Source organism: Goekera deserti (assembly GCF_010685995.1).
GTDB lineage: Bacteria > Actinomycetota > Actinomycetes > Mycobacteriales > Geodermatophilaceae > Goekera > Goekera deserti.
The window spans coordinates 76,518-91,836 of sequence record NZ_JAAGWK010000020.1 but is presented as its reverse complement, the minus strand read 5'-3'; the positions used below and the strand labels follow the sequence as shown (position 1 = coordinate 91,836).

Annotated in this window: 12 protein-coding genes; 4 read left to right on the top strand and 8 right to left on the bottom strand. The window is 75.8% G+C overall.

From position 1 onward, the window contains the following. The first annotated feature begins 125 nt into the window (after positions 1-125). On the top strand, positions 126-2,687 hold the full coding sequence (locus G1H19_RS14135) for a hybrid sensor histidine kinase/response regulator (RefSeq protein ID WP_152729306.1): 2,562 nt from the start codon (positions 126-128) through the stop codon (positions 2,685-2,687). A 15-nt stretch (positions 2,688-2,702) separates the two neighbouring features. On the opposite strand, the gene G1H19_RS14130 is transcribed toward G1H19_RS14135, so the two are convergent. Together G1H19_RS14130 and folP are read right to left on the bottom strand one after the other, a co-directional pair. Continuing rightward, positions 2,703-3,125 (bottom strand): PaaI family thioesterase, encoded by a 423-nt coding sequence (locus G1H19_RS14130; RefSeq protein WP_152729308.1) that lies wholly within the window; start codon positions 3,123-3,125, stop codon positions 2,703-2,705. Between the two features lie 101 nt (positions 3,126-3,226). Continuing rightward, a complete protein-coding gene (folP, locus tag G1H19_RS14125; RefSeq protein ID WP_162392880.1) occupies positions 3,227-4,087 on the bottom strand; it encodes a dihydropteroate synthase in 861 nt (286 codons plus the stop codon). Between the two features lie 72 nt (positions 4,088-4,159). Here folP and G1H19_RS14120 point away from each other — a divergent pair, with 72 nt between their 5' ends. Both G1H19_RS14120 and G1H19_RS14115 read left to right on the top strand, forming a co-directional pair. After that, positions 4,160-4,579, top strand: a complete 420-nt coding sequence (locus G1H19_RS14120; protein WP_152729310.1) for a hotdog family protein — start codon at positions 4,160-4,162, stop codon at positions 4,577-4,579. After that, positions 4,576-5,088: a DinB family protein gene (locus G1H19_RS14115; protein ID WP_162392881.1), complete on the top strand. Its 513-nt coding sequence runs from the start codon at positions 4,576-4,578 to the stop codon at positions 5,086-5,088. The genes G1H19_RS14120 and G1H19_RS14115 overlap by 4 nt, the downstream gene beginning before the upstream one ends. 24 nt (positions 5,089-5,112) lie before the next feature. On the opposite strand, the gene G1H19_RS14110 is transcribed toward G1H19_RS14115, so the two are convergent. The 4 genes from G1H19_RS14110 to G1H19_RS14095 form a co-directional block, all read right to left on the bottom strand. Beyond that, entirely contained in the window at positions 5,113-6,060 is a 948-nt protein-coding gene (locus G1H19_RS14110; RefSeq protein WP_152729312.1) for a hypothetical protein, read from the bottom strand. 71 nt (positions 6,061-6,131) lie between these two features. Further along, entirely contained in the window at positions 6,132-7,055 is a 924-nt protein-coding gene (locus G1H19_RS14105) for an acetamidase/formamidase family protein (RefSeq protein WP_152729314.1), read from the bottom strand. A gap of 68 nt (positions 7,056-7,123) precedes the next feature. Continuing rightward, a complete protein-coding gene (locus tag G1H19_RS14100; RefSeq protein WP_162392882.1) occupies positions 7,124-8,380 on the bottom strand; it encodes a serine hydrolase domain-containing protein in 1,257 nt (418 codons plus the stop codon). A 129-nt stretch (positions 8,381-8,509) separates the two neighbouring features. After that, the gene (locus G1H19_RS14095) at positions 8,510-8,794 is read right to left on the bottom strand and encodes an HU family DNA-binding protein (protein ID WP_152729316.1); all 285 of its coding nucleotides are present in this window, start codon (positions 8,792-8,794) and stop codon (positions 8,510-8,512) included. A 445-nt stretch (positions 8,795-9,239) separates the two neighbouring features. Here G1H19_RS14095 and G1H19_RS14090 point away from each other — a divergent pair, with 445 nt between their 5' ends. Next, positions 9,240-12,056, top strand: a complete 2,817-nt coding sequence (locus tag G1H19_RS14090) for a SpoIIE family protein phosphatase (RefSeq protein WP_235928095.1) — start codon at positions 9,240-9,242, stop codon at positions 12,054-12,056. Here G1H19_RS14090 and G1H19_RS24590 read toward each other — a convergent pair. Further along, positions 12,046-14,433: a putative bifunctional diguanylate cyclase/phosphodiesterase gene (locus G1H19_RS24590; protein WP_152729317.1), complete on the bottom strand. Its 2,388-nt coding sequence runs from the start codon at positions 14,431-14,433 to the stop codon at positions 12,046-12,048. The genes G1H19_RS14090 and G1H19_RS24590 overlap by 11 nt on opposite strands. A 66-nt stretch (positions 14,434-14,499) precedes the next feature. Then, on the bottom strand, positions 14,500-15,264 hold the full coding sequence (locus G1H19_RS14080) for a trimeric intracellular cation channel family protein (RefSeq protein ID WP_162392883.1): 765 nt from the start codon (positions 15,262-15,264) through the stop codon (positions 14,500-14,502). Positions 15,265-15,319 lie beyond the last annotated feature (55 nt).

Sequence of the window (15,319 nt, the reverse complement as noted above, 5' to 3'; positions counted from 1 at the left end):
ACGCCAGTCTCACATCCCTGGTGGTGGGCGCCACAGTGGGTCCGGCGACCACCCGATCGGGTCGACCGGACGGTCGGTGGGCCGCCGGCCCTCCGCTCAGGGGCCGGTCGTGCCGATGGGAGGAGGTGCCTCGTCCTCCCGCGCTCCCTGCGCGCGCCACCCGGTCGCGGTACCCGCGTCTGCGCTGGCTGCTGACCGCACCGGTCGTCTCGACGGTCTCCTGGTCGGTGCTGTTCACCCTCGCCGTCGTCGCCGGTCGGCTGACCCGGCTGGACGGCACGACCATCGCCCTCGTCTGGCCGGCCGCCGCGGTCGGCATGCTCTGGATCGCCGCGGCGTGGGGTCGCCCGCGTCGGCTGGCCGTGGACCTCACGGCGCTCGCGGTGCTCTCCGCGGTGGTCAACTCCGCCACCGGCACCGGCCCGCTCGTGGGGAGCGTGCTCGGCCTGTCGAACAGCGTGCAGGCCGTGGTCGGCGCCGCCGTGCTGGTCACCCTGCAACGGCGGTGGGGCAGCCGCCCCTGGCAGCTGCGCCGGACCGTCGACCTCGGTGCCCTGGTGATGGCGTCCGTGGTGGGCGCGGCCACCGCCGCGTTCGTCGGCCCGGTGGGGATCTGGCTCGTCGAGGGCGCGCCGCTGCTGCCGACCATGGGTGCCTGGACGCTGCGCAACGCGACCGGCGCCTTCGTGTTCACCGCGGTCGTCCTCCGGCTGGCCGACCTGGACCTGCCCCGCGCGGTGCCCTCGGTGCGGGTGGCCGTCGAGCTGACCGGCGTCGGCGCGGCCATCGCCCTCTCCTACGGTGCCGTGTTCGGCATGGAACGGCAGCTCCCCCTGGCGTTCCTGCTGATCCCGCTGAGCATGTGGCTGGCCCTCCGGTTCGACACCACCGTCGCCGCGCTGCACGTGCTGCTGGCCGGGGTGTTCGTCGTGGCGCTGACCATGGCCGGACGCGGGCCGTTCGCCGTCGGTGACCCCTGGACCCGGGCACTGCTGGCCCAGGCCTTCGTCGCCGCCGCCGGCCTGGTCGCCCTGGTGCTCGCCCTGCAGCGCGACGAGCGGGTGCGGCTGATCGCCCGGCTGGAGCGGGCCCGCAGCGCCGCCGCCGAGCAGGCGGCACTGCTGGAACTGGCGTCGCTGCACAAGTCCGCCTTCCTGGCCACGATGAGCCACGAGATCCGGACGCCGCTCAACGGCGTGCTGGGCCTGACGTCGCTGCTGGCCGGCACCGACCTCGACGATCGGCAGCGCGCGTGGGCGCAGGCCGCCGAGCGCTCCGGTCGCGCGCTGCTCGCGCTGGTCAACGACGTGCTGGACACCGCCAAGATCGAGGCCGGCGCGGTCGAGCTGGAGGACGTGCCCTTCGACGTGCGCACCGTCGTCGAGGACGCCGTGCTGCCGCTGCGCGCCACCGCCGAGGAGAAGGGCCTGGCGCTGGTCGTCGCCTGCTCCCACGACCTGCCCGAGCACCGGCGCGGCGACCCGACCCGGCTGCGGCAGGTGGTCACCAACCTGGTGGCCAACGCGGTCAAGTTCACCGACCGCGGGTCGGTCACCGTGACCGTCGACGGCGACGACGACGGCCTGCTGGTCGTGGTCACCGACACCGGCATCGGGATGACCCCCGAGCAGCTCACCCGGCTGTTCACCCCGTTCGGCCAGGCCGACTCCTCCACCACCCGCCGGTTCGGCGGCAGCGGGCTGGGCCTGTGCATCGCGCAGGGGCTGGCCGAGCGCATGGGCGGGCGGATCACCGTGCTCAGCCAGGCGGGCACCGGCAGTGCCTTCCGCGCCGACCTGCCGCTGCCGGCGGCCGCCTCCGCCCCACCGACCACCCCCGCTGGCCCGGACGCCGTCGCGGGACCGGTCCTGCGGGTGCTCGTCGCGGAGGACAACGAGGTGAACCAGCTGGTGGCGCGCGCCGTGCTCGAGGCACGCGGCCTGCTCGTCGACGTCGTCGCCGACGGGGCCGCCGCGGTGGCCGCCGTCCGGGCGCACGACTACGCGGCGGTGTTCATGGACTGCCAGATGCCCGGCACCGACGGACTGGAGGCCACCCGGCGCATCCGCGCCGACGAGCGGGCCCACGGCCGCGCGCCGCTGCCGGTCATCGCCATGACCGCCAGCGCCTTCGACGCCGACCGGCTGGCCTGCCGCCAGGCCGGCATGGACGGCTTCCTGCCCAAGCCGTGGACGCCGGAGCAGCTCGCCGCGGCCGTCGGCCGGGTCGTCGCCTCGGCGGCCGAGCGGGCCCCGGGCACCCCGTCGCCGGCACCGGTACCGGCCCGGGAGCAGCAGCCCGACCCGCGCCCGGTGCGGGGCCGGGATGCCCTGCTGGACCCGGTGCTCGAGCGCCTGGACGAGCTGTTCGAGGGCATCGACGCCGCCGACGCCGCACCGATGCGCCAGCAGGTGCTCGACTCCTTCGCCGAGCGGGCCCCCGGCCTGGTCGCCGACCTGGCAGCGGCGCAGCAGCACGGGGACGCCGCCGCGCTGGCCCGGGCCGCCCACGCGCTGCGCGGGATGGCCGGCAACCTGGGTGCCACCGCGATCGCCGCGCTGGGTGCCGAGATCGAGGAGTCCGCGCCCGGCCAGGTGCCGTCCGACGCCGTCGACCGGTTGGGGACGCTGGTCGACCAGCTGCTCGCCGCGCTGCCCGCGCTGTCCGGCGCCGGGGCGCCCGGCTGACCGGCCGGGGGAGGGTCAGCGGGGCCAGAGCACGATCTGCGTGCAGCGGAACAGCGCCAGCGTGCGGTCGGCGGCGTCGGTGACGACGGCGTCCCAGACCTGCGTCGTCCGGCCGGCGTGCGCGTTGGTGGCCACGGCGGTGATCCGGCCCTCTCGCGCCGTCCCCAGGTGGTTGCTCTTCAGCTCCAGGGTGGTGAAGCCGAGCGAGCCCTCCGGCAGGAGCGCCCGGGTGGCCAGCCCGCAGCTGGTGTCGGCCAGGCAGACCACTGTGGCGGCGTGCAGGTAGCCGTTGGGCGCCAGCAGGTCGGGGCGGACGTCGAGGTGCGCGCCGAGCCGGCCCGGCTCGTGGGCCTCGATCACCACGCCCAGCAGCCCCGGCAGTGTGCCCGGCAGCAGCGCGTTCAGCTCGTCGGCGGTGTGGAACCCGGTGGCGGCCATGCCCGGCAACGTAGCGCGGCAGGACATCCGGGGAGCAGTGTCCCGCAGCCGGCCACGATCATCGGCGTCGTGGCCGGTGGCGGGACACTGCTCGCGGGTCGCTAGGCCAGGCCGCGGGTGGTGCGGACCGGGGGGCGGTCGCCGCGGATGGAGGCGACCATGTCCAGGGTCTGCCGGGTGGCGGCGACGTCGTGGGCGCGGAACACCCGGGCGCCCAGCCAGGCGCTGATGCTGGTGGCGGCCAGGGTGCCGGTCAACCGCTCGCCGAGGGGCACGTCGAGGGTCTCGCCGACGAAGTCCTTGTTGGACAGCGCCACCAGCACCGGCCAGCCGGTCGCCACCATCTCACCGAGCCGGCGGGTGGCTTCCAGCGAGTGCCGGGTGTTCTTGCCGAAGTCGTGGCCCGGGTCGATGAGCACCCGTTCCCGGTCCACGCCGGCCGCGACCGCCGCCTCGGCCAGCGCGGTGGTGCGGGTCAGCACGTCGGCCATCACGTCGGGGTAGCTGACCCGGTGCGGCCGGGTGCGCGGCGGCAGGCCGCCGGCGTGCGTGCACACGATCCCGGCACCGGCTTCCGCGGCGACGACGGCGAGCTCCGGGTCCACCCCGCCCCACGCGTCGTTCACGATGTCGGCGCCGGCGGCCAGCACCTCGCGGGCCACCTCGGCGCGCCAGGTGTCGATGGAGATGGGCAGCGCGGGGTGCGCGGCGCGGATGGCGGCGACCAGGTCGACGGTGCGGCGGATCTCCTCGGCGGCGTCCACGTGCGCACCGGGTGCGGCCTTGACCCCGCCGACGTCGACCATGTCGGCGCCCTCGGCCACCACCTGGTCCACCCGGGCCACGGCGGCGTCCAGGGCGTAGGTGGCGCCCCGGTCGTAGAAGGAGTCCGGCGTCCGGTTGACGATGGCCATCACCACCAGCCGCCCGTCGGGGACGTCGAGCCGACCCAGTCGCAGCACCCTGCCCCCGCCCGTCGTCCGTGTGGTGAGGTGCCATTCGAGCACGCACGGGTCGGACGAGGGGGAGTCGGGATGGCGGTCACGGTCGCGCACGGCGTCGAGGGCGTGCAGGAGCTGGTCGGGCGGACGCTGGGCCCGGGGGAGTGGGCGACGCTGTCGGCCGAGCAGGTCACCGGCTTCCTGCTCTCCGCCGGGCCCGACCCGGGGCCGGACGGCGTGGTGCCGCCCTACCTGCTGCTGTCGCTGGTGAGCCGGCTGGCGCCGGAGCTGCTCAGCACCACCGGCTTCCGGATGGGCGTCAACTACGGCTGCGACCAGGTGCGCTTCCCCGCCGCGGCGCCCGTCGGCGCCCGGCTGCGGGCCTCGCTGACCGTGGACCGGGTCGACCCGATCGACGGCGGCGCGGCGATGTGGTCGACGGTGACCATCGAGGCCGAGGGCGTCGGGGAGCCGGTGCTGGTCGCCGTCACCCTGGTCCGGCGGTACGTGTGACCGACCCCCGGGTGTCGCCGCCGGGCACCGACGGCGAGCGCGCCGCGCTGGAGGCCTGGTTGACCTTCCACCGCGAGACGCTGGCCTGGAAGTGCGCCGGCCTCACCCCGGAGCAGGTCGGCCTGCGGTCGGTGCCACCGTCGACGATGAGCCTGCGCGGACTGGTCCGTCACATGACGGAGGTCGAACGGCATTGGTTCGCCCGCGTGCTCACCGGCCGCCCCGGCCAGTGGCTCTACTGGGCCACCGACGACGGCGACTTCGAGTTCGGTGATGCGGACGACCCCGCCACCGCCTGGCCCGCCGATCTCGCCCGCTGGCGCGACGAGATCGCCGCCAGCACGGCCGTCGCGGCCGGGATGCAGCTGGACGACGTCGGTGCGGAGACCGACCACGGGTTCCCGGTCACGCTGCGCTGGGTGATGCTGCACATGATCGAGGAGTACGCCCGGCACAACGGCCACGCCGACCTGCTGCGCGAGCTGGTCGACGGCGCCACCGGCGACTGAGGGAGGACCGCGGGGCCGGCCGGATCAGACGACGGCGACGGGCAGCCCGGTGGCGACGTCGAGCACCGGTCGTCCGGCCAGGTCCGTGTCCAGCACGGTGACCGCCTCCCGGTCCGCCCCGACCAGGGTGCAGGCGAACGTGCCACTGTCCGGTCCGCGGTAGGGGTGCCGGACCACGACGATCGCCACGGCGGCGTCGTCGGCGACGGTGGAGACGCTGTAGTCCTCACCGCACGGCTCGCTCGCGGCCTCCTGTGCACCGATGACGTGGACGGTCAGGGTCCGCCCGTCCTCTCCGACGTCCACGGCCGTCGCCCAGGTCGTGTCCTGGCCGACATCGGGCACGTCGCGGAGAGGGGGCGCCGCCGGCGCGGCGACCACGACGGTCGCGGCGACCACGACGATCCGCACCGCGCTGTCCTGCAGCGTCAGTTCCCAGGCCGGCACGGTCGCCGGCCCCCGGGTGGTCGACACCTGCGTCGAGGTGGCCGTGGCGGCGAGGACCACCAGCGGTGCCACGGAGACGTCGGGCGACGGCCTCCGCACCAGTGCCTGGGGCAGTGCCGCGGCCGGGGGCAGGGTCCGTGCAGCCGCGGTCGAGCCGTCCGCCCACTGCACGGTGTCACCGGGCACGCCGGTCACCGTCAGCTGCGGGGACAGGTCCACCAGGCCGTCCACGTACGCCAGCTTGTGCCCGTCGGGGTCGGCATCGGACGTCCAGTCGCCGTCCTGGGAGGTGAGCGGGCCGGTGGCGATCACCGAGTCCGGGGCGTCACCGCCGTGCGCGGTGGCCCACCCGGCCAGCAGCGCCCGTGCCGCGGCGTCCAGGGCGGGTGAGCTCGACGACGTGGGCGAGCTCGACGTGGGCGCGGCGGCATCACCGGGGGCCTCGGGGGCAGGTGCCGTGGAGCATGCGCAGAGCAGCGCCAGGAGCGGCACGGCACAGCTGACCAGAGCACGAGGGCGCCGCATGGCACGAGTGTGCGCCGGTGAGCCGGCCCGGACGTGGACGTCCGCCCCGACAGGCGGTGCCCGGCCGGGGCTCAGCGCAGGCGCCCAGGGGGCAGGACGGCGTGCACGCCGACGACCTGGTTGACCACCTGGGTCACCCGCAGGTCCACCAGCATCGAGGCCAGCGCGAGGGCGTGGGAGCGGTCCACGCCGTGCAGCACGGCCATCAGGTCGAGCATCGCGTCCAGTGCGATCGCGGTCGCCTCGTCCAGGTCGTCGGCGACGCCCATGGTCACCCAGCCGGCAGGGGTGCTGGCCACCGGCGTGGTCACCGGCAGGCCGTGCAGGTCCGGCAGCAGGTCCAGGGTGAGGTCGGCGGTGACCGGGCACTCGATTGCCGTCCCGCTGACCTCGCCGTCGCCCTGCGCGGCGTGGCCGTCGCCGACCGACAGCAGCGCCCCGGGCACGGTCACCGGCAGGTACAGCGTCGAGGAGGCGACCAGCTCGCGGCAGTCCAGGTTCCCGCCGTGCCAGCGCGGCGGCACCGTGGAGTGCCGGCCCGGCCCGGCCGGCGGCACGCCCAGGACGCCGAGGAACGGGCGGGTGGTCACCGTGTGTCCGTCCTGGTCGGTGGCGGTGTCGCCGTCGATCGTCCAGCGCAGCACGGTCGGGACGTCGAGCACCCGCAGCCGCCGGTTGAGCGCGGTGTCCCGCAGCCCGCAGTAGGTGGTGCCGAACCCGCCCGGCACCACCCCGTCGACCCGGACGGCGAGCACCTGCCCGGGCCGGGCGCCGGCCACCGCGACCGGACCGGTGAGCGCGTGCCCGGTGCCGGGCTCCCAGGCGAGGTGCCGCGGCCGGTCGGCCAGGTCGCCCACGCCGTCCCAGGGGCCGGTCGACCAGCCGGAGTCCAGGCAGCCGATCCGCACCGAGTCCCCCGGCTGCACGAGGAGCACCGGTGGCAGCGAGGCGTCGAACCAGCCGTGCAGCGTGCCGGCGTCGGGGAGCAGCTCCATCCCCTCATCGTGCCGGTGGCCGGAGTGCGGGAGCGCAGCGGACCTGCACTCCCACACTCCAGCGAGACCTACAGCAGCGCCTGGTTGGTCAGCGCCCGGAGGTACGAGCGGATCGGCAGCGTGCTGGAGGGCAGCAGCTGGGTGTAGAAGGTCACCGTCAGGTCCTCCACCGGGTCCACGTGGAAGGACGTCGAGGCAGCCCCGCCCCACGAGTAGTCGCCGGGGCTGGACACCACGCCGTAGCGCGCCGGGTCGAGCACCATCGAGAAGCCCAGCCCGAAGCCCACCCCGCGCAGCGGCGTCTCGGCGAACAGCGGCCGGCCGAAGGTCTCCAGGTCGACGTCGCCGGGCAGGTGGTTGCGCACCATGTGCGCCAGCGTGCGGGAGCCGAGCACCCGGGTGCCGTCGGCGCCCACCCCGCCGGCGCGCAGCATCTCGGCGAAGCGCAGGTAGTCCCCGGCGGTGGACACCAGCCCGGAACCCCCCGCCAGGAACGCCGGCTTCGACAGCGCGGCCGCGCCCATCGGGTCCAGCGGCACCATGGCCGTGTCCGGTCCGCCCGGCCGGCCGGGGACGGCGCCGTACAGGCGGGCGAGCAGGGCCGGGTCGTCGTCCGGGCGCAGGCCGAAGGAGGTCTCGTGCATGCCGAGCGGGCCGAACACCCGCTCGGCGAACACCTCGTCCAGCGGCTTGCCGGCCAGCACCTCGACCAGCCGCCCGAGCACGTCGGTGGACACGCCGTAGTTCCACTCGCTGCCCGGCTGGAACACCAGCGGGATCGAGGCGAACTGGCGGCACACCTCGGCTGCGTCCGCGCCGGGCGGGGTGCCCCACTCGTGGCCGGCCGCCCGGTACATCGCGTCCACCGGGTGGGCGCGGTGGAAGCCGTAGGTCAGCCCGGACGTGTGGGTGAGCAGGTGCCACACGCGGATCGGCTCGGTCAGCGGCTCGGTGACCGGCTTCAGGTCCGAGCCCGCGACGTACACCCGGGTGTCGGCGAACTCCGGCAGCCACCGGGAGATCGGGTCGGTGAGACCGAAGGCGCCCTCCTCGTACAGCGACATCGCGGCCACCGAGGTGACCGGCTTGGTCATCGAGTAGATCCGCCAGCGGGTGTCCGGGGTGACCGGCAGACCGTCCTCGACGTGCCGGTGCCCGTACGTGCCCACGTGCGCCAGCCGGCCGTGCCGGGCGACGGTGACCAGGAAGCCGGGCAGCCGGCCGTCGTCCACCCAGCGGGCGAGGCGGCGGTCCAGCCGCTGCAGCCGGTCGGCGTCCAGGCCCACCTCGGCTGGGTCGGTCTGGACGGTCAGGTCCTGGGTCACGCGCGCCTCCGCTCCTCGCACCGCACGTCGAGCGGCGCCCTCCCCAGATCCTGGCACCGAGCCGGGAGGTGGGTGAGGGCGCCGCTGGCGGTGCTGTGCTCCCCGCTCGAGGGCCGGGAGGACGCCGGATCAGACCGGGACGGCGCTCGCGGCCTTCTTGAGGTTCGAGCCGGCGCTGATCTTCACGGTGTGCGCCGCGGCGATCTCGATCGACTCACCGGTCTGCGGGTTGCGCCCGGTCCGGGCCGAGCGCTGGCTGCGCTCGACGGTCAGCAGGCCGGGCAGGGCGACCTTGTCGCCGCGGGTGATCGCCTCGACGAGCTCCTCGCGCAGGCCGTCGATGACGGCGTCCACCGTCGTCGCGGGGACGTCGGCGCGCTTGGCGATCGCGGAGACGAGTTCGGCCTTGTTCATCTGGTTCCTCTCGCTGGGGGGCTGTGCTGCCCGTGCTCCGAGGAGGACGGGCAGGTGGTGCCGGAGGTTCCCGGCGCACGGCCGGGACCGGTGTCCCACACGCCCGGAACAGGCGTCGTGGCCTCCACGGTGCCCTGTGACCACCGGACAGCGGTACACCGGGTGCCCCGGAGGGCCCGGGAACGACCACGTCGTCGACCCGGGAACGCCGGGCACGTTGCCATGCCGGGTGGGCCCGTGACCAGCCGGGACGGCGTTTTCACCCGGGATCGGCCTCCCGGACCCCACCTGCCACCCGCCGCGGCCCGCGGGCGGCCCTCCCGCCGGGTCCCGCCTCGGGCACCCGGTCGGCGGCGGGTGAGGTCCTCACCGCCGCCGCCGCAGGGTCCGGTGCGATCCGCACCGGCGTGGTGCGGCCCGGCCGCAGGGCAGTGGGCGGCCCGGCGTGTCAGCATGGGGCGACGCCGGGCTGACCGGGCCGGCGCCCTCGCTGGACCGGGGAGGCCAGTCCGTGCAGGACGTGTGGCCGTCGAGCCCGGCCGGCGACGTCGACGGCGCGCCGAGCGACCCGTTGGCCGACCCGCAGCGGATCTCGGCGAGCCGCCGGCTGCTCACCGACCTCGGACCTGTCGACTCCCTGGACCGGGTGGCCCGGCTCGCCGCGCGGGCGGTCGGCGCCCCGTGGGCACAGATCGGCCTGCTCACCGACGCCCACGTGGTGATCGCCGGGCACGGGCTGCCGGCCGGCATCGTCGGCTCCGCCACCCCCTGGGAGTCGTCGTTGAGCGTGCTCCCGGCCCGGAGCGGGCGCACCGTGGCGGTGCCCTCGACCACCCGCGACCCGCGGACGGCCGGGCGGGACAGCGTCCGCAACGGACCGGTGGCCGCCTACCTCGGCACCCCGCTGACCAGTTCGGACGGCTACGTGGTCGGTGTCCTGGGGGTCACCAGCGGGGTGCCGCACGGCTGGTCGCCGCAGGACGTGGAGGTGGTCGAGGAGCTGGGCGCCTCGGTGGTCACCGAGCTCGAGCTCGCCGCGGCCAATGCCGCCCTCGGCAGGTCGCTCACCCGGCTGGACATGGCGCTGCGGGCCGGTGACGTGGGCGCCTGGGACGTCGACCTGCTCACCGGCGGCGTCACCGCGGACGACCGCTGCCGCATGCTGCTCGGTCTACCCGCGGAGGGCGACCTGGACCGGGCCGCGGTGCTGGCGACGGTGCACCCCGACGACCGGCCCGGCGTCCGGCAGGCGCTGGCGGCCGCCGTCGCGGGCGGTGGGGACTACCGCACGGAGGCGCGGTCGCTGTGCCCGGGCGGCCGGGTGCGGTGGGTCGCCTCGCGCGGACGGGTGGTGATGGACCCCGACCAGGGGCCGGTCCGGGTGGTGGGCACCGTCTCCGACGTCACCGACGCCCGCGAGCTCGCCGCAGCGCGGATGGCCGGTCTGCAGCGCACCGCCCACATCGCCGAGGTGGCCGGGTCGCTGGCCGGCGTGGTCACCGTCGCGGAGCTCAGCGACGTGGCGCTGCGGGGCGCGCGGGTGCTCGGCGCCACCTCCGGCGCGGTGGCCGGGCGGGACCCGGACGGCCGGTTGCGGCTGCACCTGAGCAGCCAGCTGCACGACCGGGTGGTGCGGCATGGGGTGGAGCTGGCCCGCGACGGGCTCGTGCTGGAGCTCGACGACCGCATGCCCGCCCAGTACACCGCGCGCACCGGGGAGACGGTCCTGCTGCCGACGGCCGAGGCCGCCGTGGCCCGGTTCCCCGGGCTGGTGCAGGCCGTCGAGCTGGCCGGTGTGCAGGCGCTGGCCTCGCTGCCCCTGCGGGTCGAGGGCCGCACGGTCGGCTCCCTGACGCTCACCTGGGCCGAGGAGCGCTCGCTGCACGCCGACGACGTCGCCCTGCTCGAGGTGCTCGCCGCCCAGCTCGCCCTCACCTGGTCCCGGTTGCAGGCCGACGCGGCTCGCGAGGCCGCGGTGCAGGAGACGACCGCCACCGCCGAGCGGCTGCGGCTGCTCGCCGACGTCGGGCGGGTGCTGTCCGGGACGCTGGACATCGCCGAGCAGCTGAACGAGCTGACCCGGCTGGTGGTGCCGGCGCTGGGGGACTGGAGCTGGGTCGTGCTGCCCGACGCGTCCGGCCGGCTGCGCGAGGTGGCGTCCGCGCACCGGGACCCCGGCTGGGCTGCCGAGCTGCGTGCGCTGCTGCCGCGGCTGGTGTCGGCGGCCAGCGGGCACACCGGCACCCGCACCGTGCTCACCACCGGACGGCCGTTCGTGCGGTCGCAGATCACCGGCGAGGACCTCGCCCGCGCGGTGCCCGACCCGGTGGCCCGCGCCGCCTTCGACCGCTTCCGGCCGTCCTCGTCGGTCACGGTCCCGCTGCTCGCCCGGGGCCAGGTGCTGGGCGCGCTCGCGCTGTTCGCCGGTCCCGGACGTCCGCCGCACACCGCCGAGGAGGTGGAGGCCGCCGCCGAGATCGGCCGCCGGGCGGGCATCGCGCTGCACCACGCGCGACTGTTCGACCAGCAGCGGCAGCTCACCGAGGCCCTGCAGCGCAGCATGCTCACCGCCCCACCGGAGGTCGACGGCGCCAGCATCGAGGTGCGGTACGTGCCCGCGGCGTCGGGCGCCGAGATCGGCGGGGACTGGTACGACGCCTTCGTGCAGCCCGGGGGTGCCACCTCGCTGGCGATCGGGGACGTCGCCGGCCACGACAACCGCGCCGCAGCCGCGATGGGCCAGGTGCGCAGCCTGCTGCGCGGCATCGCCTATTGCAGCGACAGCTCCCCGGCCCGGGTGCTGACCGGGCTGGACGCCGCGATGCACGGGCTGGCGCTCCCGGTCCTGGTCACCGCGCTGGTCGCCCGGCTGGAGCAGGTCGAGCAGGACCGGGTGCAGGGCATCACCAGGCTGCGCTGGTCCAACGCCGGGCACCCGGCGCCGGTGCTGCTCACGGCCGACGGGACGGCCCGGCTGCTGGACCTCCCGCCCGTCACGCTGCTGCTCGGTGTCGATCCGTCGGTCCCGCGCCGGGACGACGTCGTCGCCCTGCGCGCCGGGGACACGGTCCTGCTCTACACCGACGGGCTGATCGAGCGCCGCGACCGCGACCTGGACGCCGGCACGGCGGAGCTGCTGAGGGTGCTGGCCGGCATGTCCGAGGTGCCGCTGGCCCAGCTCTGCGACCGGGTGCTGGAGCGGATGTTCCTGCCCGACGCCGAGGACGACGTCGCCCTGCTGGCGGTGCGGATCACCGGCTGAACGCGCGGAGTTCCCCGCCCTGCCCCCGGTCCCCGCCCTGCCCTCCGCCCTGCCCCCGGTCCCCGCCCTGCACCCCGCCCTGCCCCCGGTCCCCGCCCTGGGCGAGGAGGGCGGGCACGCCCGCCGCCGGTACCGGCCCGCCGAGCAGCCAGCCCTGGGCCAGCGGGCACCCCAGCCGGCGCAGCTGCTCGAGCTGGGCGGGGCGCTCGACACCCTCGGCGACCACCGGCAGGTCGATGTCGCGGGCGAGCCGGAGCACCGCCTCGAGGAAGGTCGCCTGCCGGGCGTCGGTGTCGCTGTGGGCCAGGAACGAGCGGTCGATCTTCACCGAGTCCAGCGGCATGCTGTTGAGCTGGGCGAGGGAGGAGTAGCCCACCCCGAAGTCGTCGAGGGAGACGCCGACGCCCAGGGCGCGCAGTGCGGCCACGGTCTGCCGGGCCAGCTCCAGGTCGGCGAAGATGCCGGACTCGGTGATCTCCACGACGAGCTGGCCCGGGGCCAGGGCGTGCTCCCGGACGAGGTCGGCCACCGACGTCACGAAGCCCGTGCTGACCAGCTCGGTGGGGGCGACGTTCACGTGCACCGACAGCGGTGCGTCCCGCCCGGCCGACCAGCCGGCCAGCTGGGTGCACGCCTCGCTGAGCAGGTCGTCGGTGAGCCTGCCGATGAGCCCGGTGCGCTCGGCGAGCGGGATGAACACGTCCGGCCCGACCGGCTGCCCCGCGTGCGTCCAGCGGGCCAGTGCCTCGAGCCCGACCAGCCGGCCGGTCCCGACCTCGACGATCGGCTGGTAGACCAGGGTCACCTCGCGGGCCTGCACGGCCTTGCGCAGGGCACCGCGCAGCTCCTGGTCCTCCAGCTCGACCAGGCTCATCCCGGTGCTGTACCGCACGATCCGCGACTTCCCCGAGCGCTTGGCCGAGTACATCGCGGTGTCCGACCGGGTCAGCAGCTCGTCGGCCGGCACCGGGGCGTCCTCCGGCGCGAGGGTGCACACGCCGACGCTGGCGTGCACGTCCAGCGAGTGCCCGCCGAGGACGACGGGGGTGCGCAGCGCGTCGAGCGCCTTCGCGCCGATCTCCAGCGGGTCGCCGCCGTCCTCGATCAGGACGGCGAACTCGTCGCCGCCCAGCCGCGCCACGGTGTCCCCGGAGCGCACGGCGCCGACCAGCCGGTCGGCCACCCGCACCAGCAGGTCGTCCCCGACGGCGTGGCCCAGCGTGTCGTTGACGACCTTGAAGTCGTCGAGGTCCAGGAACACCACCGACACCGGGCGCATGTCGCGGGCGTGCAGGGCCAGGGCGTGGTCGAGGCGGTCACGGAACAGGGCGCGGTTGGCCAGCCCGGTGAGCCCGTCGTGGAAGGCCTGGTGGCGCAGCATCGCCTCGCGGGCGGCGACGTCGGCGGTCAGCCCGGCGTTGTCCAGCAGGGTCAGGTACTGGCGGGCCAGCAGCAGGCCCACCAGCAGGGCGGACACCAGCAGCTCGCCCTCGCTGAGCTGCCGGCCCGACACGACCAGCGCCAGCGTGGTGACCATGGCGACGACCACGGGCAGGTAGGGCAGGAAGGCCGTGCTCGCCGACGGCGCCCGCTGCGCCACCGTGGGCGGGCCGGCGGTGGCGGGGGAGCCGCCGGCCGTGCCGGCCAGTGCGATCAGCAGGAAACCGGCGACCCAGCCGAGGTCGACCCAGCCGCCCGCGTAGGACTGCGTGGTCTGCAGGTACGCGAACAGGCTGTCGGAGATGCTGAGCGACGCCAGGCCCGCGCCGACCATGACCAGCGGCAGCCGGCTGGTGCGCGTGCGGGCGAGGATGAGCACGGTGAGCACGAGCAGCAGCACGTCCAGCACCGGGTAGGCCACCAGCAGCGCCGAGGCGAGGGTGTCCTCCTCGCTGTCCGCGGCGACCACCGCCCCCAGTGCGGTCTCCCAGCTCACCAGCCCGACCGCCGTGGCGGTCATCAGGGCGTCCAGCACGCGCTGGCGACGCTGGATCCGCCCGCCCTCCGCGGGGTGCAGCAGCAGCGCGGCGGCGGCGAGCACGGGGAAGGCCAGGAACCCGACGTCGGAGACCGACGGGAAGGGGATGCCGTGGCCGGCCAGCTCCTGCCACGTCCAGTGCAGCTGGCCGGCGCCCCAGCAGGCGCAGGCGGCGGACAGGGCCAGCCACGCCCAGCGGGTCCGGCCGGTCGAGTGGCGGCCGCGGCGGGCGGCGGAGGCGGTGCCCGCCGCGGTGGCGGCGAGCTGGAGGAGGTTCGAGGCGTCGCCCATGACACCGGCCGGGGCCCAGGCGGTCACCGCGGCGGCGCACAGCAGGAGCGCGGCAGCAGTCAGGACGGCCGCACGCGGTGGTGCGGCGCCTGCCGGCTGTCTGGCCACGGACGTGCTCCCGGTTCTGAGGAGTGCGGGTGCTGCCCATGCTCCAGGGTCACCCGGGTGAGGTCGTCACCCTGGAGGGTGGCTGCTCGTGTGCGTGGAGTCACGGGTGCGGCCCGCGCGTCGCCGGACGATCCGGCGGGGGCTCACCTGGGCCAGCCGGCTGCGGGCGGCCAGCGGCAGATCGATCGCCACCGGCGCGGCCCACCCGCGCCACACGGAGAGCAGTCGCAGTCCGGACACCAGGACGATCACCACCACCGCGACCGGCAGCGGTTCCATCCCCACGGGGCCGGCGAGGACGGTGAGCACCGTCGCGCCGAGCAGGGCGGCGACGGCGTTGTACGGGCCGGGCTGCACGATGTCGGCGCGCTGCGCCAGCAGCACGTCCCGGATCACGGCGCCACCCACGGCGGTCAGGGTCCCGATGAAGACGACCGAGGCGCTGGGCAGCCCGGCCAGCTGCGCCTTCTGCGCCCCGATCACGGTGAAGAAGCCCAGCGTGAGCGCGTCCAGCCCGGTGAGCAGACCGGTCAGCCGGGAGAGCCAGCCGGAGAAGAAGAAGGTGATCCCCGCGGTGACCGCCACCGTGGGCAGGTAGGCCTGGTTGGTCAGCGCCACCGGCGGGCCGTCGGCGAGCAGGACGTCGCGGATCAGACCGCCCCCCAGCCCGCCACTGACCGCCAGCAGCAGGACGCCGGACACGGCGAAGCCCTCCCGGGCCGCCAGCAGGCCACCGAGCAGGGCGCCGACGACGATCGCGACCAGGTCGACCGCCGCCGGCACCCGCAGGGCGGCCCCGTCGGCGGCGAGCAGGGTGAGGGTGTCGGACACCCCGGCATCCTCTCGCGCCAGCACCCCCGGTGCCCCGCCCCCCGGTGAGAGGCGG